Source organism: Rothia sp. P5764 (assembly GCF_048512965.1).
In the GTDB taxonomy this organism is placed as follows: domain Bacteria; phylum Actinomycetota; class Actinomycetes; order Actinomycetales; family Micrococcaceae; genus Rothia.
This window is the reverse complement of sequence record NZ_JBLXXQ010000007.1, coordinates 22,105-46,913: the sequence shown is the minus strand read 5'-3', so window position 1 is coordinate 46,913 and position 24,809 is coordinate 22,105. Positions and strand designations below refer to the sequence as shown.

Here is a 24,809-nt window from a genome sequence, read left to right as displayed (position 1 = left end):
TGTGCCACCTGTCACCGAGGCCCGGAGGAAGACCTTGACCTACACCTTTGAAGGCTACCGGGGCGGAAGCCGTGAATACCGGCGGCTGCTCACAGCCCTCTTTGCTGCGGGGGTCGCAACCTTTGCCCAGCTCTATTCCCCCCAACCACTGATTCCCCAGATAGCCCGCGACCTGGCTATCTCAGCGGACCGCGCCGCTCTCACCATCTCCTGCTCCACCGCCGGTCTTGCCCTCTGCACCCTCCTGTGGGCGGCATTAGCTGACCGTTGGGGGCGGGTGCGCACCATGACCCTAGCTCTGTGCGGGGCAACCCTTCTGGGGCTCATAACCCCCTGGATCCAGCTCTACCCTCTGCTCCTTGTTCTTCGAACATTCGAAGGGGCCTTTCTGGGCGGTGTTGCGGGGCTGGCGGTAGCCGTCATTGTGACAGAAGCCCATATTTCGGTCCGGGCTGCGGCCGCCGGGCTTTATATCTCAGGAACCAGCGTGGGCGGGCTCATCGGTAGATTACTCTCCGGGGCTCTGACCGAACTGTTAAGCTGGCGGGTAGCTATGTTCTCGGTCTCCTTCACCAGCTTCATGGCCGCGCTAATCTTTATCGTGCTCATGCCTGCCTCACATGACCGTCCCTGCCAAAGAGCTGCAGCCTCTGCCCCCTACGCTGACAGCTCCTGGGCAAAAGTGGGGGCACTGCTGCGCAACCGTCAAGAAGTAACCCTCTTCACCGCAGGGTTTGCCCTCATGGGTGCCTTCGTCAGCATCTACAACTACATCGGCTTCAAGCTCCAGGCCGCTCCTTACCACCTCTCACCGCTCCTGCTCTCTTTTATCTTTCTGATCTACCTGCTGGGTACAGTTTCGTCGGGGTTTGGCGGTAGGCTGGCCCAGCGCGGAGGGCTCAAACGGGTTTTCCTGGCGGCCTGTCTGCTCATGGCTGGAGGAATCCTACTCACCCTGGCCCGCCCCCTGCCACTGGTCATAGCTGGCCTAGCGCTTCTGACTGCGGCTTTCTTTGCCGCTCACGCGCTTGCCTCCGGCTGGGCAGGTGCGCTGGCTGGCCCTGCAAAATCGCAGGCGACTGCGCTCTATAACTCCTTCTACTACGGGGGTTCAGCTCTTATCGGTTGGGGGGCAGGGCTACTTCTGCCCCATGCAGGCTGGGAAGGGCTGGCGCTGAGCTGTACCGCCTTGGTTTTCTTCTGCTGTCTGCTCTCTGCGCTCTATCTCCCCTCTCAAGGGGCAGACACTGCGGGATAAGAACTTGTATGCCATCAGCTAGGGCAAAGGCCCGCCACCGGGTGTACCGGTAGCGGGCCTCAGCAACTTACCCTCTAGGGCCTATTGAGCTGATGAGTCATGTTCCTGGTGCTCCAGCGCCTTCTGGCGGGCACGGGCTTTCAGAGTTGTTCCCTGGTTGTTACGGTGAATGAAGAACCAGCCAAGGGCAAGCAAGGCGTACCAGAAAGGCATAGCAATCAGGGCCTGGCGGGTGTCTTCATAGCTAAAGAGCAGGACAATAACACCCACGAAGAAAGCCAGAACAAGGTAGCAGGTGTAGATGCCGCCGGGGAGCTTATAGACAGATGACTCGTGCAGTTCGGGGCGGGTCTTACGGTACTTAATGTAGCTGACCATAATCAGAGACCAGGTTACTACGGTGAGCACCGAGGCCACGGTGGTCACCAGTGTAAAGGCCTCAATTAAGGAGTCTCCCGAGTAGAGCAGGATAATGCCTGAGAAGAGTAGCACCGTGGTGAGGAAAAGGCCATTGCGCGGTACACCGTTCTTGGAGAGGCGGCCAAAGATAGCCGGGGCGCTACCGGTCTGAGCCAGACCGAAAATCAGGCGGGAGGTAGAGAAAATACCCGAGTTGGCCGATGAGGTAGCGCTGGTCAGCACCACAAAATTAATCAGGTGTGCGGCAATAGCTAGCCCTGCCAGGGTGAACATTTCAACGAAGGGGCTCTGCTCAGGGTCAATAGTGCGCCAGGGTGTGACCATCAGAATAACTGCCAAGGTCAAAACGTAGAAGACGATAATACGAAGAGGCACCGCGTTGATAGCGCGGGGAAGGGTCACAGTGGGGTTCTTGGTTTCGGCAGCTGTAGTGCCTATGAGCTCGGCACCCAGGAAAGCGAAAATACCGATCTGGAAGGCCGCGAAGAAGCCGCTGGCGCCCATGGGGAAGAAACCGCCGTCATTCCAGAGGTTTTCCACCGATGCCCGCTGTCCGCTGGGTGAGGTAAAGCCGGCAATTACCATAATCGCTCCCACGATGATAAGAAGGACGATGGCAACAATTTTGATCAAAGCGAACCAGAACTCGATTTCGCCAAAGTTCTTGACGCTGGGCAGGTTCAAGGCAAGGAGCAAGCCAATCAAGCAGACAGCGGGAATCCAGGCGGGTAAATCAGGCCACCAAAAGTGGACATAGCCGGTAATGGCGATAATATCGGCAACGCCGATGACAACCCAGGTAAACCAGTAGGACCAGCCCATGAGAAAGCCAGCACTGGGCCCCAGGATATCGGTGATGAAATCGTTGAAGGTTTTATAGCTCAGGTTAGAGAGGAGTAGCTCTCCCATGGCCCGCAGAACCAAGAAAATGACGACCCCAATAATCGCGTAGACCAGAAGCAAGGATGGGCCAGCCAGTGAAATCGTTTTGCCGGAGCCCATGAAGAGGCCGGTACCAATCGCTCCACCGATAGCGATGAGCTGAATATGCCGGTTGGAAAGCCCGCGTTGCAGGCCTTCCTTTTCTTCTAGGCCCGGTGTGTTCTCGGTTGTTGCCATAAGCACCCCCTGATGTTGTTGTGTCCTGTCTGCTTTTGCCCTCTTCATCCGGGGCCAGTGGGTCCCTGGGAGGGATGATCAGGCTCATAAGACTAAGTGGTTATGGTCAAGTCTAAGCCCTCTTGCTCCTCATATCTTTCAGTACCGGGTAGTAGGCAGGATTCATGATAAATTGATGAAAGTTCGCTCACTCCAAAAAACATAATTTAGATGGGAAAAATCGCGTGGACGCTCTCCAGCAGGTACTCGATGAAACCAGCCGTATCATTTGGGGTCCCTGGCTTTTGCTACCGCTTCTCGTGGGCACCGGCATTTTTCTGACTGTCCGCCTGGGACTAATTCAAATCAGACTTTTTACCAAGGCAATGAGCCTGCAGTTTGGTCGCCGAGCCAGGCAGGAGGGCGCAAAAGGTGACATTTCATCCTTCCAGGCTATGAGCACGGCCCTGGGGGCAACGGTGGGTACCGGCAACATTGTGGGTGTCGCTCTCTCCCTGAGTATCGGTGGCCCCGGGGCGCTCTTTTGGATGTGGGTTACCGCTATTATCGGCATGGCCTCTAAATACTCAGAATGTTTTTTGGGTGTCCGTTTCCGTCACCGTGACAAGATGGGGGAACTAACAGGAGGCCCCCAAGCCTACCTGCAACGAGGCATCCCTAACCGCTTTGGCAAGTTCCTGGCAACAATGTTTGCTATCTGCTGTGTTTTCGCCTGCTTTGGCATTGGTAACATGACCCAATCCAATGCTATCTCCGCTAACCTGGAGCACTCCTTAGGGGTACCATCCTGGGCTACCGCCCTTGTCCTTGCCCTCCTAACTGCCTTGGCTCTTTTGGGTGGCATTAAGACAGTCTCGAAGATTGCCGCTTTTTGTGTTCCCCTGATGATTCTGCTTTATCTAGGCTTCGGTGGCTACATTGTGGCACGTAACGCCGCTATGATCCCGGAGGCCTTTGCCATGATTCTGCGGGGAGCTTTCACCGGGCAAGGAGCCCTGGGCGGGGCGGTCGGTGCAGGAATGATTTTTGCCCTACAGGTCGGTGCCCAACGCTCCCTCTTCTCTAACGAGTCAGGAATGGGTACCGCCTCTATCCCCGCTTCAGTTGCCACGACGTCGCACCCTGTGCGCCAGGGCCTGGCCTCCATGACCCAGACTTTCGTGGATACCCTTGTGGTGATTTCCATGACCGGTTTCATTCTGCTGACCACGGGCACCTGGACTAACTCCGAACCAGCTACTGCCACCGCCCAAGCATTTTCCTCCGGTATTCCTGGGCCCTGGGGCGGCTATGTGGTAACCCTCTGCCTGGTGCTTTTGGGGTATTCAACCGTGCTGGGCTGGTCCTACTACGGTGAGCGCGCCCTTGAGTCCCTGGGCGGCGGTAAACGAGCCATTACTGGCTACCGCATGGTCTTTGCCCTCATGTGCGGGCTGGGCGCAGTCGCTCCCCTGTCCGTAGTTTTTACTTTCTCCGATATCATGAACGGCCTGATGGCTATCCCCAACCTCATTGGCCTCATCCTGCTCTCAGGCCTGGTCGCCCGTGAAACCAAGAAGTACCTGACCCACGACCCCAACTTTGTTGCCACGGTCGATACCATTGACGGCTTCATGTACGGCCTACCCGGCGGCTTGGATGCCCAGATTGACCACGAGGTAGACCTCAGCCAAAGCGAACCCGCCCTAGAGCACCCCGACACCACCCGCCTCAAAGTAATCACTCAGAAGATGATTGAGGAAGACCTTATGACCAAGGAAGATTCCAAGGTCTACGATGTGTCCGTTGAGCAGGTGCATACCGGTAGCATCCCCCTGGTCACTGGTTCTCTGCCGATTATCCAGCAGGCCAAACCCACCTTTGGCTCCCCCACCGATCCCAGGGCAGCAGAGCCACCTCAATCCTAATTAGGGGGCGGGGTCTATAATGGGTGCCTTAGCTACCGGTGGCGCTTAGAGTTTCCGCGAGCACCGGCTACCCTTTCAACCTCGCAAGGAGAGTTATGGAAACCAATAAGCAGAAGCAAGACCTCGAGCAGAAGGCAGCACGCACCGCTGCCGGGGAAGATTTAAACGCTCCGGTGCCCGAGAAGTTCCACCGTCAGCCCTACTCTTTTGTTCGTCGCGGTGACCGCCTGACCGCCCGCCGCCAGAAAGCCTGGGATGCTTACGCCCCCACCCACCTGCTGGACCTCCCCCGCAATATTGGTGACACCTCAGTTGCCGAGGGTGCCGTCTTTAACCCTGAAGAGCTCTACGGCCGCGCCGGTGCGCCCCTGGTCCTTGAAATTGGCTCTGGCCTGGGTGAGGCCATTGTCCACCGGGCAAGTCAGGTCCCCGAAGCCAATTTCCTAGCTGTTGAGGTTTACACCCCCGGCATTGCCGACCTGCTGCTCAAGATGGGCCAGGCCGGGGTAGAGAATGTGCGTGTAGCGCAGGCTAACGCCCCAGAGCTACTCGATAACCTGCTTGAAGAGAACTCTGTCGATGAGCTGTGGGTTTTCTTCCCCGATCCCTGGCATAAGGCTCGCCACCACAAGCGTCGCCTGGTCTCCCCGGCTTTTGCCGATAAGGTAGCCCGCGTGCTCAAGCCCGGCGGTACCTGGCGACTGGCAACCGACTGGGAAGAATACGCCCTGGTTATGCGTGAAGTTCTCGATGCCCACCCCGATTTTGTGAACGCTCACGCCGGTGAGAACACCAGTGAGGATGACCCCGTTGGCGGTTGGGCTCCCCGCTGGGAGGGCCGTGTGGTGACTTCCTTTGAGCGTAAGGCCGGTGAGGCTGGCCGCCGCGCCCACGACCTGACCTATATCCGCCGCTAAAGCTCGGTATATAAAGAGACCATCATAGAAAAGCCCTGCCCATCTAACAAGGGCAGGGCACAGTGAAAGCATTTAAGGTCAAAACGGTTCCACGCAGATTATAGATAGTGGTAATAGTCTTTTCATCCGCTATTTCAGGTTCTCTTACAAATCCTGGCGACAGATTTATTTTTTTACTACCTCTAGTGCTACTCCATAACCACCAGTATTTTTGAGAAGATTTTGAATTTCTTCAAAAGTATCTAAATCACCGCTGTAGCTCACAGTGATGAGTGCTTTTTCATTGTCGCAGGTAACTGTCTTAGATACAGAAACTGATGGTGATATATTCTCTAAATTTTTTGTAATCGCAGAGTGGGAATTCAAAGCCGAATCAACATCTTCAATGCTCGATAAACCACTACAGGCGGGGCGATCTGTTTGCCCCTCAGATTTATTACCCAAAAAACCCAAAACACCCACGGCAAAAATACAAACAAAAAATAAAGCTGAAATAAGTACAAACAATGTTTTTTTATTTTTCATTTTTATCACCCATATTACCTTTGCTGAGTTTCAAGATGGTAAGTCATATCACAAGCGAGAATCATGTTTTCATCATGGGTGGCAATCACAACATGTGAACCCTGATCTGCAACGGCTCTTAATAATCTCTGAACATTATCCCGATTGCCTTCATCCAGACTGGCAGTAGGTTCATCAACAAAAAGGTAGGATGCCTCCCGATAAAGAGCCCGGGCAATTCCCACACGCTGTTTTTCACCACCGCTTAACCTACTAGCTTTCTCACCCTGTCGGCCATGAAGAGAAACACTATTCAAGACTTTCTCCATCTTATCTTTCTCCCTTCTTGGAACGTGCTGGGCTACGGCAAGGTTCTGCGCCACTGTCCATTCATCAATGATTCCATAATCCTGGAATACGAACGCCGCCTCATCTCTCCAAAATGATAATCTTTTTTTATTCGACGGATTACTAAAATCTCTACCATCAATCTCAATAGATCCAGTAGTTATTGGCTGAAGAAGACCAAGGCAATTAAGTAATGTAGTCTTACCGCTTCCACTCTCACCTATTAAGCCAGTAACCCTCCCAGGCTCAATGAATATTTCATCAATAGCCATAATAGTTCGCCCCTTAATCTGAACACTAATATCGCGTCCTCTAATCATCAGGAAACCTTTCTAAGGACAGTTTTGGAAAATATAAATTGAGCAAATGATGGTTGCAATATCAAACTAAGGGTTACACACAGAAGAACAACTCCAAAACATGCAAAATTATAGGAGCCGGCTTGACCAATCACGCTTATCCAGGCAAGAACCCCAAGAGCTGTAGCTATTATCGCTTCACCCAAAAGACGCTTTCTAAGGATAGCTAGCCAGCTATTACCTGATACTCGCTGGGTATAGTGAGTCTTCGCCTTACGAAGAAGATAAATATAGCTTGCCAGTACAGTACTAAGGACAAGAGAAGTCATATTGAGCACAAGAGACAGAAGTAGCGACCTAGTACGCGCTTCTGCCATCTGGCTTGACTGCAGGCCAGCATCGCTTGCCCGATCTACGGAAAGTATGACCCCACTCAGTTCTGATTCTTGCACCTTCTTTGTAAGCTCAAAGGAATCGTCAAAAAATATATTATTTGTTGAAATAACTGACGTGATAAAAGAAGGTGAGTAGGTATCAGAGAGTGAGCTAACAGATACAACCAATGGAGTTTCATAGAGCTCTAACTGAGAGTTTCCAGTACCAGAAATAGCAGGCAGGGACCCTTGCTCAGCAGCCACGAGAAAACGAACTCTATCCTGCGCTTGGCTTGAGGGAATCCACAGTTTTAATTGCTCTAAAATAGACTCTCTCAAAGCAATCGGTATTTCTTTTTTATCAATATCCACATATTTACGATGGTAGCGATCTTCAAGTTTTTTCAGATAGCTATCATTAGTAAGCATAACTCCATCAAAAGGCTCAAGATTATCCCCTAGAAATTCACCTGGATTGACACCATAGGTGAAGTACAACTTATTTTCATCTTCTGCATCTGTAACCACCCTCAATAAATCTCCCTCTGCCTGGGTTAACTGCTCATCATTACCCCCTAGCCGTAAGCTCTGCGCCTGAGAGAGAGCATCCCAATACGATGCCTGCTGGGCAATTCCCAGCTGAGTGAATCCCTGCCCAACCAAGGCAGGAAGACTCACTGCAGTAATAAAAATTGCTAGGTATTTCGCTCCTTCTGAGGCAAACCGATAATTCTGAATCCCATCCTCCCGACCTGCTACATTCTCTAGCCGTGGTGCCGTCAAAATGCTGGTCAAGAATACACACAAGCCTGTTATTAGCACCATAGCGACAAAGGCAAGTAGCGCAACCCAAATAAAGGAGCCCAAGGCATGGAATCCCCTGAGAAGGAAGACGGCTAACAGGGCAACAAGAAAAGTTCCTAGAGCGGGAACACAAAAACAAAGCAAAATATTACCCAACTGGGCAGCAAGTATCCGCCAGTGAGGTAAGCCCGCAAGAGTCTGTAGTATATGGACTCTTGCTCGTGATGCAGAATAGGCTAAGGAAGCTATACCAAGAAGCAGGCATACGCTCACCAGAGCCAAGCCATAGCCGTTTGCCCACACTGTCTGTACGAGAACCTCAAACCATCCAGCTTTTTTATAGGAAAAAACTGCTCCTAGACTTGTCAGCTCTTTCGAGAGGATGTCAATATCGTCAGGTGAGGAGATGTGGGCGACATAAACCCCTTCTAAAGAAGCGTTTCCTAGGTCAGCTGCGACCTCTTGAGAACCGCTGTAATCTGGACGATACCAGTTGATTGGCCCTGTCTGAATATCTTTGTTGGTAAAGTAGTACAGAGACCTATCCTTGAGAAAATTTTCAGGATTCGGGACCACTTTTGCCAGTTTAATATTTCTTTCATCAGAAATATGTGAAAGACGGTCAATAATTTTGTTTTTGGTTTCTACGCTCTGCTTGAAGCTTGCTGAAATAACAAGATTCGCCCCCTGCGGAGTATTTTCATCCACGGTAGCACAATAGGTGTCAGCGACTAACAAAAAAACTGATGCAACAAGAACTGCTACTAAACGAACAATATATCTCACATCAACCCTTAAAAATAAATTTATTTTCGGCGCTAAGCTAAAGCCTAGGGAAAATTTAAATTTGTCCTAGGCTTTAGTCCAAAATAGGCCTCAACTAAATCTAGCAAACCCTATAATAATACTTATTATTAGTAAAAATAGTACCGAATTTCTTCGCAACTGCACGTTTCCCAGCAGCGGTGTCGATGTTACGAACGGTACCCCAGTCATTCTGAGCTGTGGAACCATGACAGCGAGACCCGTGATCGTAATAGGAGCGGGCGTATGCGTTCCAAAAACCATATTCCCAATAGCCACCTTCAGCAGGCCATTGAGCTGAAGCATTAGCAGCAGTCATAGCTCCCAGTCCAACCCCAGCTACCAAGGTAAAACTTGCAACCATTTTTCTAATCTTTGTGGGGAATATTTCTCTCCTTTGATTATATTCCGCTTAGGAGTCCTGTGACTACCACAGGAACCTCAGGAAAATACATCAATAAAGCGCGGAAAGTGATTTATAAATCACCACGCCTGATATTTATTATCTCCTGACACCTATATCTAAAAGGTGTTGAAAATCATACTACAATAGGCTTTGTGTGTTTGGCAACCCTGGACGTAATTAATCCCTTAGCGGGGGCGGTAGAGCACCACGGCCTGGGACTTGGGGCGGGGTGCCGGACGCTGTCCGCGCGCCAGGTGCACCGCACCGCCAGACGTCCCGGCGGCAAACACACGAGCGCCCTCCTGTAGGCGGTGGCGTAGGACCTCATTTTCACGCAACAGCTCCGCGTTACGGGCCTTGAGGGCCTCTACCCGGTTCTCCAACTGCATGATGCGTTTAATCCCCTCGAGGGAGACACCGGACTGGGAAAGCTCCTGAATCTCTTGGAGCTTGAGCACATCCCGCTCCGAGTAGCGGCGAGCCCGGCCCGGAGCTCGTGAGGGCTGAACCAGCCCCATGCGGTCATACTGGCGCAGAGTCTGGGGGTGCATACCCGCCAACTCTGCGGCCACAGAAATCACAAAGACCGGCCGGTCAGATTCAAGTTCCATGGTTACTCAGCCGCCTTCCGCAAAAAGCTCAGCCCGTAGGTTAACCTGAGGTGCCAGCGCCAGGAAGTTATCCAAGGCATCAGAGGCCTCCTGACTCAGGTCGGTAGGTACCTGAACCTCGGGAATGACCAGTAGGTCGCCGCTACCCTTCTTGGTGACGAAGCCCCGCCCCTTGGCCCGCAGTTTCCGGCCGGCTGGTGAGCCGGCAGCCAAGCGGAGTTTGACGGTAGAACCATCGAGGGTGGGCGCTTCAATAACACCACCGTGCAAGGCTTCTTGCAGGCTGACAGGAACCTTGACCAGCAGATGATCACCCTGGCGTTCAAAAACGGGGTGGGCATCGACTCTCACCGTAACGATGAGGTCGCCCGCTCCCCCGTGACCGGGGTGGCCTTTGCCGCGCAGGCGGACTTTCTGGCCGTCCTTAACTCCGCGGGGCAGACGGACCGTGGTTTGGGAGCCTCCGGGGCGGAAGACCGATACTTCACCGCCCTGGTAGGCCTGTTTCAGAGAAATGCGGACGCTAGTGGTGGCATCCTCGCCCTTGGGAGCCGGAGCGGAGAAGCCGCCGGGGAAGCCGCCCCCGCTGCTGGCACCGAAACCGCCGCCACCGAACATGCCCCCAAGTAGGTCCTCAATATTAATGTTGGCGCCGCCGGAGGAGGTATGAAAGCCACCTGCGCCTGCGGGAAAGCCACCGGCGCTTCCAGGAAAGCCACCTGCGCCTGCGGCGCCTGCGGGAAAACCCCCGGGGAAACCACCACCAGCCCCTGCGAAGCCTGCAGCCCCGTACTTGCGGATCTGGTCGTATTCTTCTTTTTGCTTGGCATCTGAGAGGACGTCGTAGGCTTCGGAGACCTCTTTGAACTTCTTTTCTGCGGCTGTGTCCCCTGGGTTCTGGTCGGGGTGGTACTTGCGGGCTAGCTTGCGGTAGGCCTTCTTGATGTCTGCCTCGGAGGCAGACTCAGCTACGCCTAGTACCTTATAAAAATCTTGATGGAGCCAGTTTTCGCTCGCCATTGCCTCTCCTTCCGAGGTAGATCTTAAGTCTTTTATGCTGTGCTTATTATCTTGGGGTCTTGCTCACGGCAAACCCCTCTTCATGTGTGCAGGTAGGGGCAACCCAGTATTTGGTTCCCTGCCTGGTGTAAAAGGCGGGCACCCAACCTGATCTATCAGGCCGGGCGCCCGCCCCTTGTCTGTTTTATTCGGCCACTGCCACAGCTACCTGGGCGGTGCGGACCAGGCGGTCCTTGACCCGGTAGCCATTACGCAGGACCATGCAGACTGCATCCGGTTCAACCTCGCTGGTCGGTTGCTGCAAAACAGCCTCGTGGACCTGCGGATCGAAAGGCTCCCCTACCTCGCCAAAGCGTTCCAGGCCCTGCTTAGCAAGGGTCTCTTCCAGCTTGGTGGCAATAGCGGCAAAGGGGCCATCTTCCAGGTCGCCGTGTTTGCGGGCGGCATCAATATCGTCAATCACCGGCAGCAGCGCAGAAACTAGGTCAGCAACCACGAAGTCGCGGAGCTGTTCCTTCTCCTTGGCCGTGCGGTTCTTGAAGTTGGTGAACTCAGCCTTGAGGCGAAGCAGGTCTTCCAAACGCTCAGCCGCTAGGGCCGCATCGGGGCTAACCTCAGCTTCTGATTCCGCTTCGGCGGCGGCAGACTCTTCGCCTGCCGCAGCCTGAGCGGAAACACCGTCGGGCTCAGGGTGGCCCTCAGCAGCAGGTGCCTGGAAGGCTTCTTCCAAGGGGTCACCGCCCTGGGGTTCTGTGGGCTCTTGGGTGTTCTCAGCCATGATTAGTTCTTCTTCTCGTCGTCTTCATCGATTACTTCGGCATCAACAACGTCATCGTCTTCAGCCTGTTCCCCCTCGCCGGCGGCGGCATCAGCCTGAGCCTGGGCGTAGAGAGCTTCACCCAGCTTGGTCTGTGAAGCCTGCAGCTTCTCGAAGGCGGTCTTGACGGCTTCGTCGTCTTCACCTTCAAGGGCGGCCTTCAGGGCGTCAACGTCAGCCTGAACCTCGGTCTTGACATCCTCGGGCAGCTTGTCACCGTTTTCCTTGATGAGCTTCTCGATGGAGTAAGCGGAGTTCTCGGCGGCGTTGCGGGTCTCGGCGGCCTCGCGGCGTGCCTTGTCCTGCTCTGCGTGAGCCTCAGCGTCCTTGACCATGCGGTCGATGTCGTCCTTGGAGAGTGAGGTACCGCCGGTGATGGTCATGGACTGCTCCTTGCCGGTGCCCTTGTCCTTAGCGGAGACGTGAACGATGCCGTTAGCATCGATGTCGAAGGTGACCTCAATCTGGGGTACGCCACGAGGAGCGGGGGCGATACCGGTCAGTTCGAAGGTGCCCAGGTTCTTGTTGTCGCGAGTGAACTCGCGCTCACCCTGGAAAACCTGAATCGATACGGAGGGCTGGTTGTCCTCAGCGGTGGTGAAGGTTTCAGAGCGCTTGGTGGGTATCGCGGTGTTGCGCTCAATCAGCTTGGTCATCACGCCGCCCTTGGTCTCGATACCCAGGGAGAGGGGGGTGACGTCAATCAGCAGAACGTCCTTGCGCTCACCCTTCAGCACACCGGCCTGCAGGGCTGCACCCATGGCGACAACCTCATCGGGGTTAACACCCTTGTTGGGTTCGCGGCCACCGGAGAGTTCCTTGACTACCTCGGTTACTGCGGGCATACGGGTTGAGCCACCGACCAGAACGATGTGAGCGATGTCCGAAACCTTAACGTCTGCCTCAGCGATAACGTCGTTGAAGGGCTTCTTGGTGCGCTCGATCAGGTCGCTGGTCATGTCCTGGAACTTGGCGCGGGTCAGCTTCTCGTCCAGGTGGATGGGGCCCTCGGGGGTAACGGAGAGGTACTGCAGGGAGATGTTGGTGGAGGTTGCAGAAGAGAGTTCCTTCTTGGCCTGCTCAGCGGCCTCACGCAGACGCTGGAGAGCGATCTTGTCCTTGGATAGGTCGGCGCCGGTCTTGGACTTGACCTGCTCCAGGAGCCAGTCAACGATGCGCTGGTCCCAGTCGTCGCCACCCAGGCGGTTATCGCCCGAGGTTGCGCGAACCTGGATGGTGGAGAAGCCGTCTTCGTCCTTACCAACTTCGAGCAGGGAGACGTCGAAGGTACCGCCACCGAGGTCGAATACCAGGATCAGTTCGTCTTCGTTGCCCTTGTCCAGGCCGTAGGCGAGTGCTGCGGCAGTGGGTTCGTTGACGATACGCAGGACGTTGAGGCCGGCGATTTCACCGGCTTCCTTGGTGGCCTGACGCTCAGCGTCGTTGAAGTAGGCGGGAACGGTAATAACTGCGTCGGTGACCTTATCGTTCAGGTAGGCCTCCGCGTCACCCTTGAGCTTCATGAGGGTACGAGCTGAGATTTCCTGAGCGGTGTAGGGCTTGCCGTCGATCTCCTGGGTCCAGGTGGTGCCCATATGACGCTTGACGGATGCGATGGTGCGGTCAACGTTGGTAACTGCCTGACGCTTGGCGACGTCGCCTACCAGGACTTCGCCATCCTTGCTGAAGGCAACGACGGAGGGGGTGGTGCGGGCGCCCTCGGCGTTTGCGATAACGACGGGCTCGCCGCCTTCGAGGACTGATACAACTGAGTTGGTGGTACCGAGGTCAATGCCTACTGCACGTGCCATGATGTGTTCTCCTATTGAGTTGGGTTACTTGAAAGTCTTGCAAACATCTTGAGTCAAATAGGCTCAATCCGTTTGGCTCACTCTCTAGTCTGACAGATTTGAAACAGAAGTCAAGAGAGTTGAGTGTAAAAGACTCAACTTTTTTGCAATAAATTTATTCATCTGCAGCGGACGGTCAGGCCACCCCAAGCAAAACACCCACTTCTCACCTCTACAGGCTTCACGACCCCAGCACCCCGTTACTTGATTTAATACCCCTGGGGGTATAATTATTTGTGAAAGATTCCTCGCTTTAGGAGAAAATAATGTGCCGTCCTGTTACCTGCAAGCTGTGTTCTAAGACCACTTGGGCTGGCTGTGGTCAGCATATAGATACCGTGAAGGCTTCAGTCCCTCCTGGACAATGGTGCAATGGCAAGCATACTGAAGCAGAGAAAGCGGTAGCTGTACCAAGCGGTGGCTTCTTCGCCAAGCTCTTTGGGCGCTAACCTTGCTTGTCCGATTCTAAGTGTGTGCCGGGTAGTTACCTAGTATCTTTCTGGGCAACGCAAAAGCCCCGTAGGTGTGTGGCCTACGGGGCTTTCGTCATCTCGAAAGAACTCAAGAAACTGGCGTATGGATACTCAACAGCTCACTGCTGTATGAACCGGAAGCTAGACAACCTCTCAAGAGCACCCATCAAGTGTGTGTACCTGTGTATTATACACAAGCCATCGAAAACTCTCAGCGACAGGCGCCTACAGCGCCGCCAAAAGGAGCTTTTTACTCTTTGCTCTCAACCAGGTTTCCACCCAGAGTTTTTTGAGCCAGCTCCTTAGCATCATCTACATTAGAGAACACACCCCAGTGATCATCAGCCAAAGACCATTGCCCATCTTCTAATTCCCCTAGGTCACCAAAATCTTCTCTGGTAAATTCACTCGCCGAGAAGAGCCCCACCATCATTTTAGGATTCTGAGACATATCAGCAGACATCAGGGTCTCCAAGCTAGTCATATCCACCGAGGAGCAGAAAAAGACCTGAGTGTCATCGGGAATATCTTCAACCTGATCCAGGGGCTTAGCGTCATTGAGCACAGTGTCCTGATAGTCAGCGCAGAACTCCATCCCTTTCTCTTTACCTATTTCTGTCATGCCCTGAGTAAGGTCCTCATAGGTCTTGGTCTTTGGGCCAGACAGCAGAAAGAAACTACTCGCAACAGCAATGACCACGCCCAGGCCTAACAGAAGACCAATCATCAAGCCTTTTTTACTCTTCGGGGCAGGCTCCCCCGCTCCAGGCTGAGCCGGCGCAGGAGGCAGATTACTCTCGTGCTGGGGCGAATCTGCCCGCCCATCAGCCAGGGGCTCCTGGCCAGGGGTAGCTCCCTGCTCAGGATGAGGAGTATTAGTCTGCTCAAGCCCAGGAGTAGTTTCAGGATGATCGTGGTTCTGCGGGTTCTGCGGGTTTTGCGGAGACTGGGGATTATAGGGATTTTGAGACACAGCTTGCCTTCTCTCTTCTTATAACCAGGGCATCTGAGATGACCTAGAACGTCCCTGTAAAACTATCATCTTCTCTTCCGGCTGGAGAACAATATTACTTATCGCTCTGACTAGCCTGGTCACCAACAGACACTTCCAGGGGCCGGTTATCCTCTCCTCCTAGGTCAGCTTGGGTCCTCGGATCATCTTGAGTTCCCTGGTCATCCTCCAGTGATCGGTTGGATTCCAAACCCAGGCGTGCACGCTCTTCGGCAATAATTTGCGAGGCCATCTTGGAGTCTGAAATATCCACGGACTCGGCGGCTGAGTCCTTGGCCGCCGAGATGCGGGCGTATTCGTCAAAGAGCTGGGATTTGATACCCAGCAAGTCAATCATGCGTTCGTCCACGGTATCTGCGCCGAGCAGGCGGAAGACATCCACGGTGTGGGTTTGGCCCATACGGTGAGCTCGTGCAATAGCCTGGGCCTCAATAGTGGGTTTGAACTGGGGTTCAGCCAGCACCACAATAGATGCGCTTTGAATGTTCAGTCCGGCACCGGCAGCGGTAATTTGGGCCAGTAGGACGGAGCCGGAGGGCGCGGTGGCTAGGCCGTCAACGGTATCTTGGCGGTCGGTGGGAGGCATAGCGCCGGTAATAAGGCCGACAACCTTGTCACCAAGGGCGGCTTCGAGACGGGAGAGCACGCTCAGGAAGAAGGAGAAGACCAGGACCTTGCGGTCGGCGGCGGTGGCTTCTTCTACGATTTCGAGCAGGCGCGTGAGTTTGGCGGATTCATCGGCGGACCAGGCGGCGCGGCGCATAAGGGAGAAGTTTCCATCGGCTACGGCCTGGCGGTAGGCATCGGTGTCACCGGGGGTGAGTTCGAGCCAGTCGCGGTGCTCGGTCATATCCGGTAGTTCGGAGAGCACGTCTTTTTGGTTGCGTCGTAGGTAGGCGGGGGCAATGCGGGCCCGGAATTCGCTGGCTAGGAGGCTGTCCATGCCGGCTTCGGCTACCAGCTGGGGTTGCAGGTAGTCCACCAGGGTGACGAACTCACTGACCTTGTTTTCCATGGGGGTACCGGAGAGGAGGACGGCGTATTCGGCACTGCGCACCAGGGCGGATACTGCCTGTGAGCGCTGGGCATCCTTGTTTTTGATGAGGTGGGCTTCGTCGGCTACCACGGCGTCGGCGCGCCAGGTGCCGTCGGAGTAGAGGCGGGCACCGTCGTAGGTGGTAATCAGCAGGCCGCCTTTAGCTTTCCAGTTGGAGAGGGCTTCTTCGCGGCTGTCGCCGTGGGCCAGGTAGGTACTAATGGCGGTGAATTTTTGGGTTTCGCGTTCCCAGTTGATGACGAGAGAGGCGGGGCAGACCACGATGAAGTGGGTTTTGCCCTTATTGGCCAGGTGGGTGAGGGCGGCAAGAGTTTGCATGGTTTTACCGAGGCCCATTTCGTCGCCCAGGATAATTTTCTTTTGGGCCAGCATGAATTTAGTGCCGTAGTTTTGGTAGCCGCGGAGGGTGGCCTTAAGGCCGGTAAGGTCGAGGGGGAATTTGCGGATGCGTTCGAAGATTTCAGCGGGCAGATAGGCGTCGCCGATGGTTTCGTTACCCAGGTAGTGGGCAAGGAGGGCCTGGTGGGCGGCAGGATCAGCTAGGTAGCCTGCCCAGGCTTGGTCGGCGGTGAGCCAGGTGGCCGCAGGTACGTTCAGGGGCGCATGGGTGCGGCACCATTCTAGGTCGGTGAGGAGTTGCTGGTAGTCGGTGGGATCATCGCCCACAGCGATGAAGAGGGGGCCGGTGGTGGGCACAGGCTGAGTGAGGAGGGGCGCATAGCTGCTCAAGCGATCCAGCAGGTCGCTGTCGCCGATAGTGGAGTCAATGACGCGCAGACGGTCGAGGCCGATGAGGATGCGCTCGGCGGCCGGGGTGCGGGTTTGGCCCAGGTTTTCTTTTTCTTGGCCTGCGGCTTCGTCGAGCAGGCGGGTGGCGGCCGCGTAGATTTGGGCGGCGGTGGTTTCCCCTACCCCGGGGATTCGGGTGAGGGCGGCAGGTGAACCTTGGGAGAGAACCTGGGCGACGGTAGTGATGCCGGCTTGGGTGAGTGGCGCGGTGCGCACAGTTCCACTGGTAATATCCCGGAGCTTATCTACGGGCATATCGGCCAGAGTCAGCTGGGCACGTTCTGCTTTGAGAGCCTGCATATCCCTTCCCATGCCGGTCATCAGCTGAGCACGTTCGGGAGTGTTAATGGCCTGCCAGATGGCCAGGTAGGCAGCATGGGCCTCTACAGGTACTTCTTCAAAGACAGGGTTTTCCCACTGCTCACCCGCAAAACGGGCAACAGCACGGGCAGCTACGTCCCTGAGGCCCAGCTTGTTCTCGGCTAGGGCAGCTTCGGGGCTGATGGTATCGAGCTGGGCTAGCTGCTCAAAGAGGGGCTGGAGCCTGCTCACAGCCGATGAGGTACTGACTACGCGTTCGGAGAGAGCGGCGGTAGCGGCCTCAGCGCGCCGTTTCTTCTCACCGCCACCGAAGAGCTTACTGACCAGACCGCCGGAAGCGGCCTGAATATCTGCGGTCATCTGGGCCAGCCCAGCATCGGCAGCGGCTAAAGCACGCAAATCATCCAGGGTCGCGGGGCTCTGCTGACGCCAAAACTGCTGGTGAAGCCAGGAACTCAACCCCGCAATACTCTGGGGCGAGAGCGGCGCAAACCGGTAAAGGGACCCGCTATAGCCCTCGGGCAAGCTAAAACGCGGTGCGGTTGGCTGGCTCAGCTCGTCCAAGGCCTGGCGGCTACGCTGGGCATAGCCCTGAAGTATCTCTGCCTGGCGCAAAAGATCAGCTGTCATGGGGTCTCCTTAAAATTTATGCCTTGCCCCAGAGCGTGAAGGGCCGGGGATAGGTGCTCTGAGTCCCATTATGGCCCAGCAGACCGGCACCGTGCGATAGCCTGGAGCAAAAGGAAAGGAAACCTTTGTGCCCACATTCACCAGCGCCGATGATTTAGGTAGCTTCATGCTGGAGGCCCACGCGCAGGCCACCCAGCTGGGCAAACTGGCTCAAGGCCCCTACCTGGTAGCTATCGACGGGCGGAGCGGCTCAGGCAAAACTACCCTGGCCCGCCAGATACAAGATATTCTGGCAACCGCCGGAACCACCGTTGAGCTCTTCCACCTCGAGGACCTCTACCAGGGGTGGGACGGCCTAGCTCAGGCTGTGCAGACCTGGCAGGAATTAGCGCTCAGCCTGACCGGGGACGGCACTGACCCAGGGCCCACTCCCCTCTGGTACGGCTGGGACTGGCAGAGCGGGCAAGCAACCGGCCCGCATATTTTTACCCCAGCCCAGGCACCGGCCGGCAGTATTGTCCTGGCCGAAGGGGTTGGCGCGCTCTGCGGTACCCACGACCTGGGAATCCTCATAGAGCTAGATACCCTCACTCGCAAAGACCGCGCTCTGATCCGTGACGGTGACACCTACCGCCCCTACTGGGACAGGTGGGCCCTGCAGGAAGAAGCCCTCTATAGCCACTACCGCCACATCTACCATGCGGTACAGGTCACCTACCGCCCAACTGAGGGCCCCCACACCGTAGAATATGCTTGGCCCGAGACCACCCGATAAGCAAAGAGGAAGCATGACCCCCAAACAAGCCCACCTACAGGCAGATAGCCCCTCAGCAGGGCTCCCGCTGATCGCCATCTTCACTCTTGCTTCCCTAACCGCCGTAGGTCCTCTGGCTATCGACATGTACCTGGCAGCCCTACCGACCATTGCAGAAGAATTTTCTAGCAGTGCAGCGCTGACCCAGTTCACCTTAACTTCTTTCATGCTGGGCATGGGTAGTGGCCAGTTTTTGGTGGGCCCGCTCTCAGACAAAACAGGCAGATTACTGCCTCTGCGCATCGGTGTTTTCTGCTGTGCGCTAGCTACCCTTGCCTGCGCCTTCGCGCCCACTATTCAGGCCCTGATTTTAGCCAGGTTCTTCATGGGGTTCGCAGGTTCTATCGGCCTGGTACTTTCACGAGCTATCGTCACCGATAGCACCAGGGGCAAAGAAACAGCTCGCCTGATGAGCATTATGATGATGATTAACGGCCTAGCCCCGGTGCTAGCACCCATCCTCGGGGGAATAGTTCTTAGCTACGGTAGTTGGCAAGATATTTTTAAGCTCCTGGCTCTGATCATCACCCTGTCCATGATCCTGGTTCTTACCTTTATCAAGGAATCCCTGCCCCTAGAACGCCGACGTCGCGGCAGCCTAGCCTCCACCTACAGGGGCGTGATTGAAGTAGCCCAAAATCCCTCTTACCGGGGCTTTATGCTGACTATGGTCCTAGCCTTCGGCGCGCTCTTTGCCTATATTTCTGGCTCCTCCTACCTGCTACAAAAGGTGCTAGGGCTAGATGCGGTTCATTTCACCTACGTCTTTGGTTTTAACTCTCTGGGTATTGTTCTGGTCTCTAGCCTTAATGCCCGCCTGGTGAGCCATTTTGCCCCGGTTAGGTTGCTGACCTGGGGTGCCTGGTCTCTGCTTGCCTCCTCAGCCTTACTTACGGTGCACTTTTTAGCGGGAGCCTCACTGCTACCGACCCTGATTCTGCTCTTTACTTTTACCAGCTCCCTGGGCTTAGTCCTGGGTAACGCTTCGGCTCTAGCGCTCAGCCAAGTCCGGCAAGAAGCTGGTGCAGGGTCCGCTCTACTGGGAACAACTCAGGCCCTCATGGGTGCTTTAGCGTCTCCGCTCGTAGCCCTAGGCGGTAGCCAGGCTTACCTGCCCATGGCTGTGACCATGTTCGGCTTCGCGCTGTTGGCGGTTCTGGCTCTGATGAGAACACCCCGGGAAGCTAAGAACTAGGTTCTCCTTCCCCGGAGTGCCGCGCTCTCTAGTATTGGACGCTGTCGGTTAGCCTGCCAAGTAACCCATCAACTCATCAGTCAGGGCAGAATCCAGCGCTAAGGGCGTACCGTTCAGGTGGGTCACCGGCGCCAGCAGACGCACCGAGGAAGCCAGCCACACAGCATCCGCTTCGAGCAGGTCTTGGGGGTAAAGAGGGCCATAACCCAGCTCCCAGCCAGCTTGACGGGCCCCCTTAAAAATTGCCCCCTGGGTAGTACCGGGTAGGATGCCGTGGGCAGGCTCAGGGGTATAGAGCACCCGCTGGTCACCGCTTCGCTTGGCAACAATGACAGAGGAGGTAGCGCCCTCCAAGATACGGCGGTCATCGGTCACCCAGATAGCATCATCTGCACCGTGCTTACCCACATAGCGCAAGACCGACATGTTCACAGCATAGGAGAGGGTCTTAGCCCCAGCTAGAAGCCAGGGGTAGGCAGAGTCGTCGGCGGGGTCGTGGCCGCGCGGTAGCAACATGGCCCGCACGCCCTCCTGGCGCTGGCGAACAATGGTAGGTGAGGAGGGGGCCACTGTCACCCAGGTATGAGCCCCCTCTTCCGGGGTTCCCCGCGAAATAATGATTTTGACGGTGTGCTCTTCGCCCAGTACCGTCTGGGGGCCGGCAAGAGCAGAATCAACGGCCAGTTGCACCGCAGAGCGCAGTTTCTCTTCCTCCGGCAGAGGCAAATCAAGGATTCGGGCTGATCCGGTCAAACGGCTCAGATGGGCCTCGAACTTACGCACCTTGCGGTTGGCAGCCAGCATGGTTTCAAAGACACCGTCGCCGCGGGTGAGGCCCTGGTCTTCAATATTAATCAGCGGTGTGGAGGCATCAACCAGCTCCCCTGCGGGGTTCTGCTGGGTCAGCATTACTACGGTTGTATGAGTCATAGTCTTAAGCCTACTCCTGACCAGGCCCCCAGTAAGAGCGAGATAGCTGGCTTACTGCCAGACCCAGGTCAGGTTCCCGGTGTAAGCGGCCAAAAGATAGCCGCAGACCAATAGCCCAAGGGTACCCAGGGCGAACCAGAGGTCTGCCCACCGGTAGCTGGGCACGCGCGCCCAGGTGCGGGGTCCCGGGCCAAAGCCACGCGCCTCCATAGTGGTCGCTAACCGGCTCCCGCGCCGGATGGCCTGCACCAGCAGAGCGAAGGTCTGCCCGCCCAGGGTGCGAGCGCGAAGCCAGAGCGTATCTTGGGACCCCAAACCTCTAGCCCTTCTAGCCTGCCCCAGGGTATTCCATTCGGCCATCATCAACCCCACCAGCCGCAGGGCTGCCAGGGCACCGAGCACGAACCTGGCCGGTAGCTTGAGACTCTGGGCTAGGGAGTCTGCAATATCGGTCGGGTCGGTGGTTGCTATGAGGAAAATGCCGGGCAGTAGCATAGCTAGCCCGCGAAGCATCAGGGCTATGCCTACCGCCGCTGATCCGGTGCTCACCCAGAGAGGGCCAAAGTGCAGCAGGGTGCTGCCGGTTTTTTCTGCTAGCAGGGAGGTGGACCAGCCCGAGAGCAGGGCGCCAAAGAGCACGGGCCAAAAGCGACCCAAGAGTGCCAGGGGGCTAAGTCCCAGCAATCGCAGGGCCAGTAGCTCTAGGCAGAGCACCGTCAAGGAGGTAACCCAGTCCTGAGTTAAAAGTAGCCCCAGGGTCAGGGCGAAGGTCGCCCCCAGTTTGACTCCGGCGTTGATTCTACCGAGGGCGCCTTGCCGCTCAGCGGTAGCGGCGAAGGGATCATAGGCCACGGTTTCCCCCTCCTTCTAGGCTGTAGGTATCCCCGCCTAGGGCGGCAACATAGTCGGCATCGTGAGTGATAGAGATGACTGCCGTACCTACTTGGATAAGCTCTCGGATGAGGGTGACCAGTTCCTTCCAGGTTCGAGCGTCCTGGCCGAAAGTGGGCTCATCCAGTACCAGGATTTTAGGCTGGGTCGCTAGCGCGGTAGCCACCGAGAGCCTGCGCTTTTCACCACCGGAGAGCGTGAAGGGGTTGGCCTCTTGCAGGTGGGTAAGCCTCAAGCGTTCTAGGAGCTGGTCGGTAGCCTGGGCCAGGGAGGCTTCATCGAGGCTTTGCTTGCGGGCCCGTGCCAGGTGGCGGGGGCCAAACTCCAGTTCAGCTCTAACAGTGGGTGCGATGAACTGTTGCTCTGGGTCTTGGAAGACCAACCCAATTCGATCGGCCAGTTCAGCTGCTGGCCAGCTGGCTATGTCCGACCGATAGCGCTCAGCCAGATCACCGGTCAGGTGGGGGTGGGCAATGACCTGCCCGGCCACCGGGTAGAGCAGGCCGGTCAGGGTCAAAGCCAGGGTTGATTTGCCACAACCGTTGGGGCCTAGCAGGGCTAAGTGACTGCCAGCGTAGAGCTGAAGGTTGATACCCTCAGCAACTACAGGTAGGTCTAGGGTAGGTTTTTGACCCGATGCCAGGGCACGAGCGCGGTGCTTGAGCTGGCGACGGCTGGGGTAGGCGCGAGTAAGGGTCAAGTCACGGGCTTCTAGCACAAGTGGACCCAGCGCAGGGCTGTCCTTTGTGGGTGCCGGTGGGTGCGGCTGGTAGCCTGGCACCCAGACACCAGCATCAATGAGTTCCTGGCCTGCCTGGCTGAGCACGCGTTCGGGTGGACCATCGTGGCTGATACCGCCCTTGGCGCCGAGCACTATGATCCGGTCCATGTGCCGAGCCCAGATATCCAGGCGGTGTTCGATAACAACAAGGGTTGAGCCTGTCTCTTGGCAGGCTGCCACCACAGCGTCTCGAACCTCTATGACACCTGCGGGGTCCAGGTTGGCGGTTGGCTCATCGAGCAGCAGGGCGCCTGGGTTCATGGCTAGGATGCCGGCTAACCCCAGCCGTTGCTTCTGCCCGCCGGAAAGGGCCGATGTTGACCGGCTGTAGTCTAGGTGGCCTAAACCCACGGCCTTGAGGGCGCTTTTGACCCGCTCCCAGATCTGGGTGCGGGGGACGGACAGATTCTCGGGGCCAAAAGCGACGTCATCACCAACCCTGGCTAGGACCACGGAGCTTTCCGGGTCCTGTTGCATGAGCCCGCAGGTCCCGCGTGATTGGGCGGGAGTCAGGCCGTTAACGGACAGCTCCCCCAACTGGGATTGGCCGTCTTCGTCTTCTAGCAGGCCACCTAAGGCCTGGAGCAGGGTGGTTTTACCAGCACCGGAGGGGCCCACCAGGAGCACCTTCTGACCGGGTTCAATCTCGAAGGTCAAGTTAGAGAAAGTGGGCTTGGGCCGCCCCGGGTAGTGCCACCCGAACTCCCGGGCCCGGAAGTGGGCCCCCCGGCCTCTTGACTCTGGGCCGGGGGACGCAAGCTGATGATCTTCTGCGGTCAACGCCCTAGCCCTTTGAGCTGGCTGGTCCGCCCCGGCGGGAAGGCCTGCGAGCGGCCCGCCCTGCTGCCAGGGAATCTAGCGCGCCGGTTGAGACCAGACCGCGCACCAGCAACCAGGAGACCAGACCGGCCAGAACCAGGCCCGAGATCATAGAGCACAGAACATAGATGACTGCTTTTTGACCCACCATCTCACCGGCATAGTAGATGATGATTTCTGAGATCCCCATAGCGGCACCTGAGGCTAAACCGGCCAGCATGGCGGTGGCGAGGTTCCAGACCTTGTAGAAGAAGATCAGGAATATCAGCTCAGCACCCAGGCCCTGAACTAGGCCAGAGATTACTACAGTGAAGTTGTAGTGGGTGCCCAAGAGGGCCTCGATGACTGCCGCCAGAATCTCGGTGTAAAGGGCTGCACCGGGTTTGCGGATGACCAGGGCCCCCAGCAGACCCGCAAGTAGCCAGACACCCCCGGCTAAGGGGGAGTATTCAGGGGCCAGGGCTAGGGTGGTAGTGATGGCGGAGTAGCCAAAATTTGACCAGAGCCAGAAGATCAGGGCGCAAGCTACGGCCAGCACCGATGCTACGACGATATCGTTGACGCGCCAGGTGAGCGCGGATTTCTTGGACATAAAGCCTTCCTTTGGTGAGAACAGCAAAGGGGGCATGCACCGGCGCACCTGGGTACGCCTATTTACTTCGACTCCCTAGCGCCGGTACTAACCGGATCAGGTTGGAGGGTCTGCATGTGCACTCTCAGCGCCAGTCTGGCGCTCCCCTGTCGTTTATGGTTACCCGCCGGTCATAGAGCGGGGTCCCAAGCATGGAACCCTTCCAGTATAGAGCAAGCCGGGATACCCACGAAAATGAACAGTTATCCAGGCTGCGGGACTTCCCTAGTGTCTTTGTGCATAAGCTACAGCAATCATGAGGTGGCTCATGATCCCATCGACGGTAAGGAAGGTGAACTGCCGCGCCCTCCACATTCCACTACAGCGGCTGAATAAAGGCCCCCAGCACAACACTGGTTACTATCCATTCATTCCAGGCATTGTGAAAAAATAAGACCGAAACTGGGAGTTTCTATTTTTATAATCAGACTCGTGTCTATAAAAACTACTCTTTAGATACTCTAGGGCTAGCAATTATTTTGCCTATCACACCAAGGGGTAGTTCCTGGAAGGTACCTCCTATTCTTAGCGACAAGTCTATAAACGGCCTCCATGCAGGAACCCAGCAAGGGAAAATTATAGATTCTTGAGAACAGCGACAGGCCGGTAATTCTATCTAAAAACTTCATAAACCCCCCTGCCCCAGTAAAATACTGATGGTTCTCTATGTAAACAATAGATTTACTAAAATCACACGCATATTCTTGCTCGCTAGATTTTTCAAACACCTGGTAAGGAATAAAATCCACCAGCATATTTCTGTCTAGTTTAATAAGATAATCAACGGTTTTCGTACAAAAACCACAATTTCCATCAAAGATAAACAATTCTTTCATCTAAAAACCTCCATCTTGTTTATCAGCCTAGGCCATACATCCATAAAATACAGGGCATGGCCCCACCAGGAGCACCGTGAGGATCCCCCCCCCTTACCCGAACACCTACCTAAGCCCCTGATAAGCTCTTCAGTCATCAGGAGCAGACCGCGCTCACTTTGCCTGCCCTATA

The 24,809-nt window shown here is 55.9% G+C and carries 21 protein-coding genes and 1 riboswitch; of the genes, 5 read left to right on the top strand and 16 right to left on the bottom strand.

All coding sequences use genetic code 11. The features are described from left to right. Positions 1-34 precede the first annotated feature (34 nt). Positions 35-1,258, top strand: a complete 1,224-nt coding sequence (locus tag ACN08Y_RS09615; protein ID WP_419112529.1) for an MFS transporter — start codon at positions 35-37, stop codon at positions 1,256-1,258. Between the two features lie 81 nt (positions 1,259-1,339). On the opposite strand, the gene ACN08Y_RS09610 is transcribed toward ACN08Y_RS09615, so the two are convergent. Next, the gene (locus ACN08Y_RS09610; RefSeq protein WP_419104361.1) at positions 1,340-2,797 is read right to left on the bottom strand and encodes an amino acid permease; all 1,458 of its coding nucleotides are present in this window, start codon (positions 2,795-2,797) and stop codon (positions 1,340-1,342) included. 224 nt (positions 2,798-3,021) lie between these two features. On the opposite strand from ACN08Y_RS09610, the gene ACN08Y_RS09605 reads away from it, so the two are divergent. Together ACN08Y_RS09605 and trmB are read left to right on the top strand one after the other, a co-directional pair. After that, complete coding sequence (locus tag ACN08Y_RS09605; protein WP_419112528.1) at positions 3,022-4,704, top strand: alanine/glycine:cation symporter family protein; 1,683 nt, start codon at positions 3,022-3,024, stop codon at positions 4,702-4,704. A gap of 95 nt (positions 4,705-4,799) precedes the next feature. Then, entirely contained in the window at positions 4,800-5,621 is an 822-nt protein-coding gene (gene trmB, locus ACN08Y_RS09600) for a tRNA (guanosine(46)-N7)-methyltransferase TrmB (protein ID WP_419099960.1), read from the top strand. Positions 5,622-5,786: 165 nt separating this feature from the next. Here the strand turns inward: trmB and ACN08Y_RS09595 are convergent, their stop codons facing one another. The 10 genes from ACN08Y_RS09595 to ACN08Y_RS09550 all read right to left on the bottom strand — a co-directional run bounded on the left by ACN08Y_RS09595 (position 5,787) and on the right by ACN08Y_RS09550 (position 17,740). Further along, entirely contained in the window at positions 5,787-6,146 is a 360-nt protein-coding gene (locus ACN08Y_RS09595) for a hypothetical protein (protein WP_419112527.1), read from the bottom strand. Positions 6,147-6,160: 14 nt separating this feature from the next. Further along, a complete protein-coding gene (locus ACN08Y_RS09590) occupies positions 6,161-6,745 on the bottom strand; it encodes an ABC transporter ATP-binding protein (RefSeq protein WP_419111229.1) in 585 nt (194 codons plus the stop codon). A 47-nt stretch (positions 6,746-6,792) separates the two neighbouring features. After that, on the bottom strand, positions 6,793-8,736 hold the full coding sequence (locus ACN08Y_RS09585) for a hypothetical protein (RefSeq protein ID WP_419112526.1): 1,944 nt from the start codon (positions 8,734-8,736) through the stop codon (positions 6,793-6,795). 100 nt (positions 8,737-8,836) lie between these two features. After that, on the bottom strand, positions 8,837-9,118 hold the full coding sequence (locus tag ACN08Y_RS09580; RefSeq protein ID WP_419111227.1) for a lactococcin 972 family bacteriocin: 282 nt from the start codon (positions 9,116-9,118) through the stop codon (positions 8,837-8,839). A 227-nt stretch (positions 9,119-9,345) separates the two neighbouring features. Then, positions 9,346-9,771: a heat shock protein transcriptional repressor HspR gene (locus tag ACN08Y_RS09575; RefSeq protein WP_419099961.1), complete on the bottom strand. Its 426-nt coding sequence runs from the start codon at positions 9,769-9,771 to the stop codon at positions 9,346-9,348. A gap of 6 nt (positions 9,772-9,777) precedes the next feature. Beyond that, positions 9,778-10,791: a DnaJ C-terminal domain-containing protein gene (locus ACN08Y_RS09570; protein ID WP_419112525.1), complete on the bottom strand. Its 1,014-nt coding sequence runs from the start codon at positions 10,789-10,791 to the stop codon at positions 9,778-9,780. Between the two features lie 184 nt (positions 10,792-10,975). Continuing rightward, the gene (locus tag ACN08Y_RS09565; RefSeq protein ID WP_419112524.1) at positions 10,976-11,569 is read right to left on the bottom strand and encodes a nucleotide exchange factor GrpE; all 594 of its coding nucleotides are present in this window, start codon (positions 11,567-11,569) and stop codon (positions 10,976-10,978) included. A gap of 2 nt (positions 11,570-11,571) precedes the next feature. Next, a complete protein-coding gene (gene dnaK, locus ACN08Y_RS09560; RefSeq protein WP_419099964.1) occupies positions 11,572-13,419 on the bottom strand; it encodes a molecular chaperone DnaK in 1,848 nt (615 codons plus the stop codon). A gap of 762 nt (positions 13,420-14,181) precedes the next feature. Then, the gene (locus ACN08Y_RS09555) at positions 14,182-14,904 is read right to left on the bottom strand and encodes a hypothetical protein (protein WP_419112523.1); all 723 of its coding nucleotides are present in this window, start codon (positions 14,902-14,904) and stop codon (positions 14,182-14,184) included. A gap of 94 nt (positions 14,905-14,998) precedes the next feature. Next, the gene (locus tag ACN08Y_RS09550; RefSeq protein WP_419112522.1) at positions 14,999-17,740 is read right to left on the bottom strand and encodes a DEAD/DEAH box helicase; all 2,742 of its coding nucleotides are present in this window, start codon (positions 17,738-17,740) and stop codon (positions 14,999-15,001) included. Between the two features lie 127 nt (positions 17,741-17,867). On the opposite strand from ACN08Y_RS09550, the gene ACN08Y_RS09545 reads away from it, so the two are divergent. Together ACN08Y_RS09545 and ACN08Y_RS09540 are read left to right on the top strand one after the other, a co-directional pair. Beyond that, entirely contained in the window at positions 17,868-18,515 is a 648-nt protein-coding gene (locus tag ACN08Y_RS09545) for a hypothetical protein (RefSeq protein ID WP_419111224.1), read from the top strand. Between the two features lie 13 nt (positions 18,516-18,528). Beyond that, complete coding sequence (locus ACN08Y_RS09540; protein ID WP_419099968.1) at positions 18,529-19,749, top strand: multidrug effflux MFS transporter; 1,221 nt, start codon at positions 18,529-18,531, stop codon at positions 19,747-19,749. Positions 19,750-19,797: 48 nt separating this feature from the next. Here the strand turns inward: ACN08Y_RS09540 and ACN08Y_RS09535 are convergent, their stop codons facing one another. From ACN08Y_RS09535 to ACN08Y_RS09515, 5 genes are all read right to left on the bottom strand, one after another. Further along, a complete protein-coding gene (locus tag ACN08Y_RS09535; protein WP_419112521.1) occupies positions 19,798-20,679 on the bottom strand; it encodes an aminotransferase class IV in 882 nt (293 codons plus the stop codon). A 51-nt stretch (positions 20,680-20,730) separates the two neighbouring features. Beyond that, positions 20,731-21,531, bottom strand: a complete 801-nt coding sequence (locus ACN08Y_RS09530) for an energy-coupling factor transporter transmembrane component T family protein (RefSeq protein ID WP_419099970.1) — start codon at positions 21,529-21,531, stop codon at positions 20,731-20,733. Beyond that, on the bottom strand, positions 21,521-23,131 hold the full coding sequence (locus ACN08Y_RS09525) for an ABC transporter ATP-binding protein (RefSeq protein WP_419112520.1): 1,611 nt from the start codon (positions 23,129-23,131) through the stop codon (positions 21,521-21,523). Before ACN08Y_RS09525 ends, ACN08Y_RS09530 begins: the two co-directional genes overlap by 11 nt. A gap of 4 nt (positions 23,132-23,135) precedes the next feature. Further along, positions 23,136-23,762 carry an ECF transporter S component gene (locus ACN08Y_RS09520; protein ID WP_419104348.1) on the bottom strand — a complete coding sequence of 209 codons (627 nt, stop codon included), beginning with the start codon at positions 23,760-23,762 and terminating at the stop codon, positions 23,136-23,138. 55 nt (positions 23,763-23,817) lie between these two features. Further along, positions 23,818-23,920: riboswitch (TPP riboswitch) on the bottom strand. A 348-nt stretch (positions 23,921-24,268) separates the two neighbouring features. Beyond that, positions 24,269-24,637 carry a thiol-disulfide oxidoreductase DCC family protein gene (locus ACN08Y_RS09515; RefSeq protein ID WP_419112519.1) on the bottom strand — a complete coding sequence of 123 codons (369 nt, stop codon included), beginning with the start codon at positions 24,635-24,637 and terminating at the stop codon, positions 24,269-24,271. Between the last annotated feature and the right edge of the window lie 172 nt (positions 24,638-24,809).

Excerpts from the sequence above, each read along its gene's own strand:
- ACN08Y_RS09610 (WP_419104361.1), bottom strand. The coding sequence starts at position 2,797 with ATGGCAACAACCGAGAACACACCGGGCCTAGAAGAAAAGGAAGGCCTG.
- trmB (WP_419099960.1), top strand. The coding sequence starts at position 4,800 with ATGGAAACCAATAAGCAGAAGCAAGACCTCGAGCAGAAGGCAGCACGC.
- ACN08Y_RS09595 (WP_419112527.1), bottom strand. The coding sequence starts at position 6,146 with ATGAAAAATAAAAAAACATTGTTTGTACTTATTTCAGCTTTATTTTTT.
- ACN08Y_RS09590 (WP_419111229.1), bottom strand. The coding sequence starts at position 6,745 with ATGGCTATTGATGAAATATTCATTGAGCCTGGGAGGGTTACTGGCTTA.
- ACN08Y_RS09580 (WP_419111227.1), bottom strand. The coding sequence starts at position 9,118 with ATGGTTGCAAGTTTTACCTTGGTAGCTGGGGTTGGACTGGGAGCTATG.
- ACN08Y_RS09575 (WP_419099961.1), bottom strand. The coding sequence starts at position 9,771 with ATGGAACTTGAATCTGACCGGCCGGTCTTTGTGATTTCTGTGGCCGCA.
- ACN08Y_RS09570 (WP_419112525.1), bottom strand. The coding sequence starts at position 10,791 with ATGGCGAGCGAAAACTGGCTCCATCAAGATTTTTATAAGGTACTAGGC.
- ACN08Y_RS09565 (WP_419112524.1), bottom strand. The coding sequence starts at position 11,569 with ATGGCTGAGAACACCCAAGAGCCCACAGAACCCCAGGGCGGTGACCCC.
- dnaK (WP_419099964.1), bottom strand. The coding sequence starts at position 13,419 with ATGGCACGTGCAGTAGGCATTGACCTCGGTACCACCAACTCAGTTGTA.
- ACN08Y_RS09550 (WP_419112522.1), bottom strand. The coding sequence starts at position 17,740 with ATGACAGCTGATCTTTTGCGCCAGGCAGAGATACTTCAGGGCTATGCC.
- ACN08Y_RS09540 (WP_419099968.1), top strand. The coding sequence starts at position 18,529 with ATGACCCCCAAACAAGCCCACCTACAGGCAGATAGCCCCTCAGCAGGG.
- ACN08Y_RS09535 (WP_419112521.1), bottom strand. The coding sequence starts at position 20,679 with ATGACTCATACAACCGTAGTAATGCTGACCCAGCAGAACCCCGCAGGG.
- ACN08Y_RS09520 (WP_419104348.1), bottom strand. The coding sequence starts at position 23,762 with ATGTCCAAGAAATCCGCGCTCACCTGGCGCGTCAACGATATCGTCGTA.
- ACN08Y_RS09515 (WP_419112519.1), bottom strand. The coding sequence starts at position 24,637 with ATGAAAGAATTGTTTATCTTTGATGGAAATTGTGGTTTTTGTACGAAA.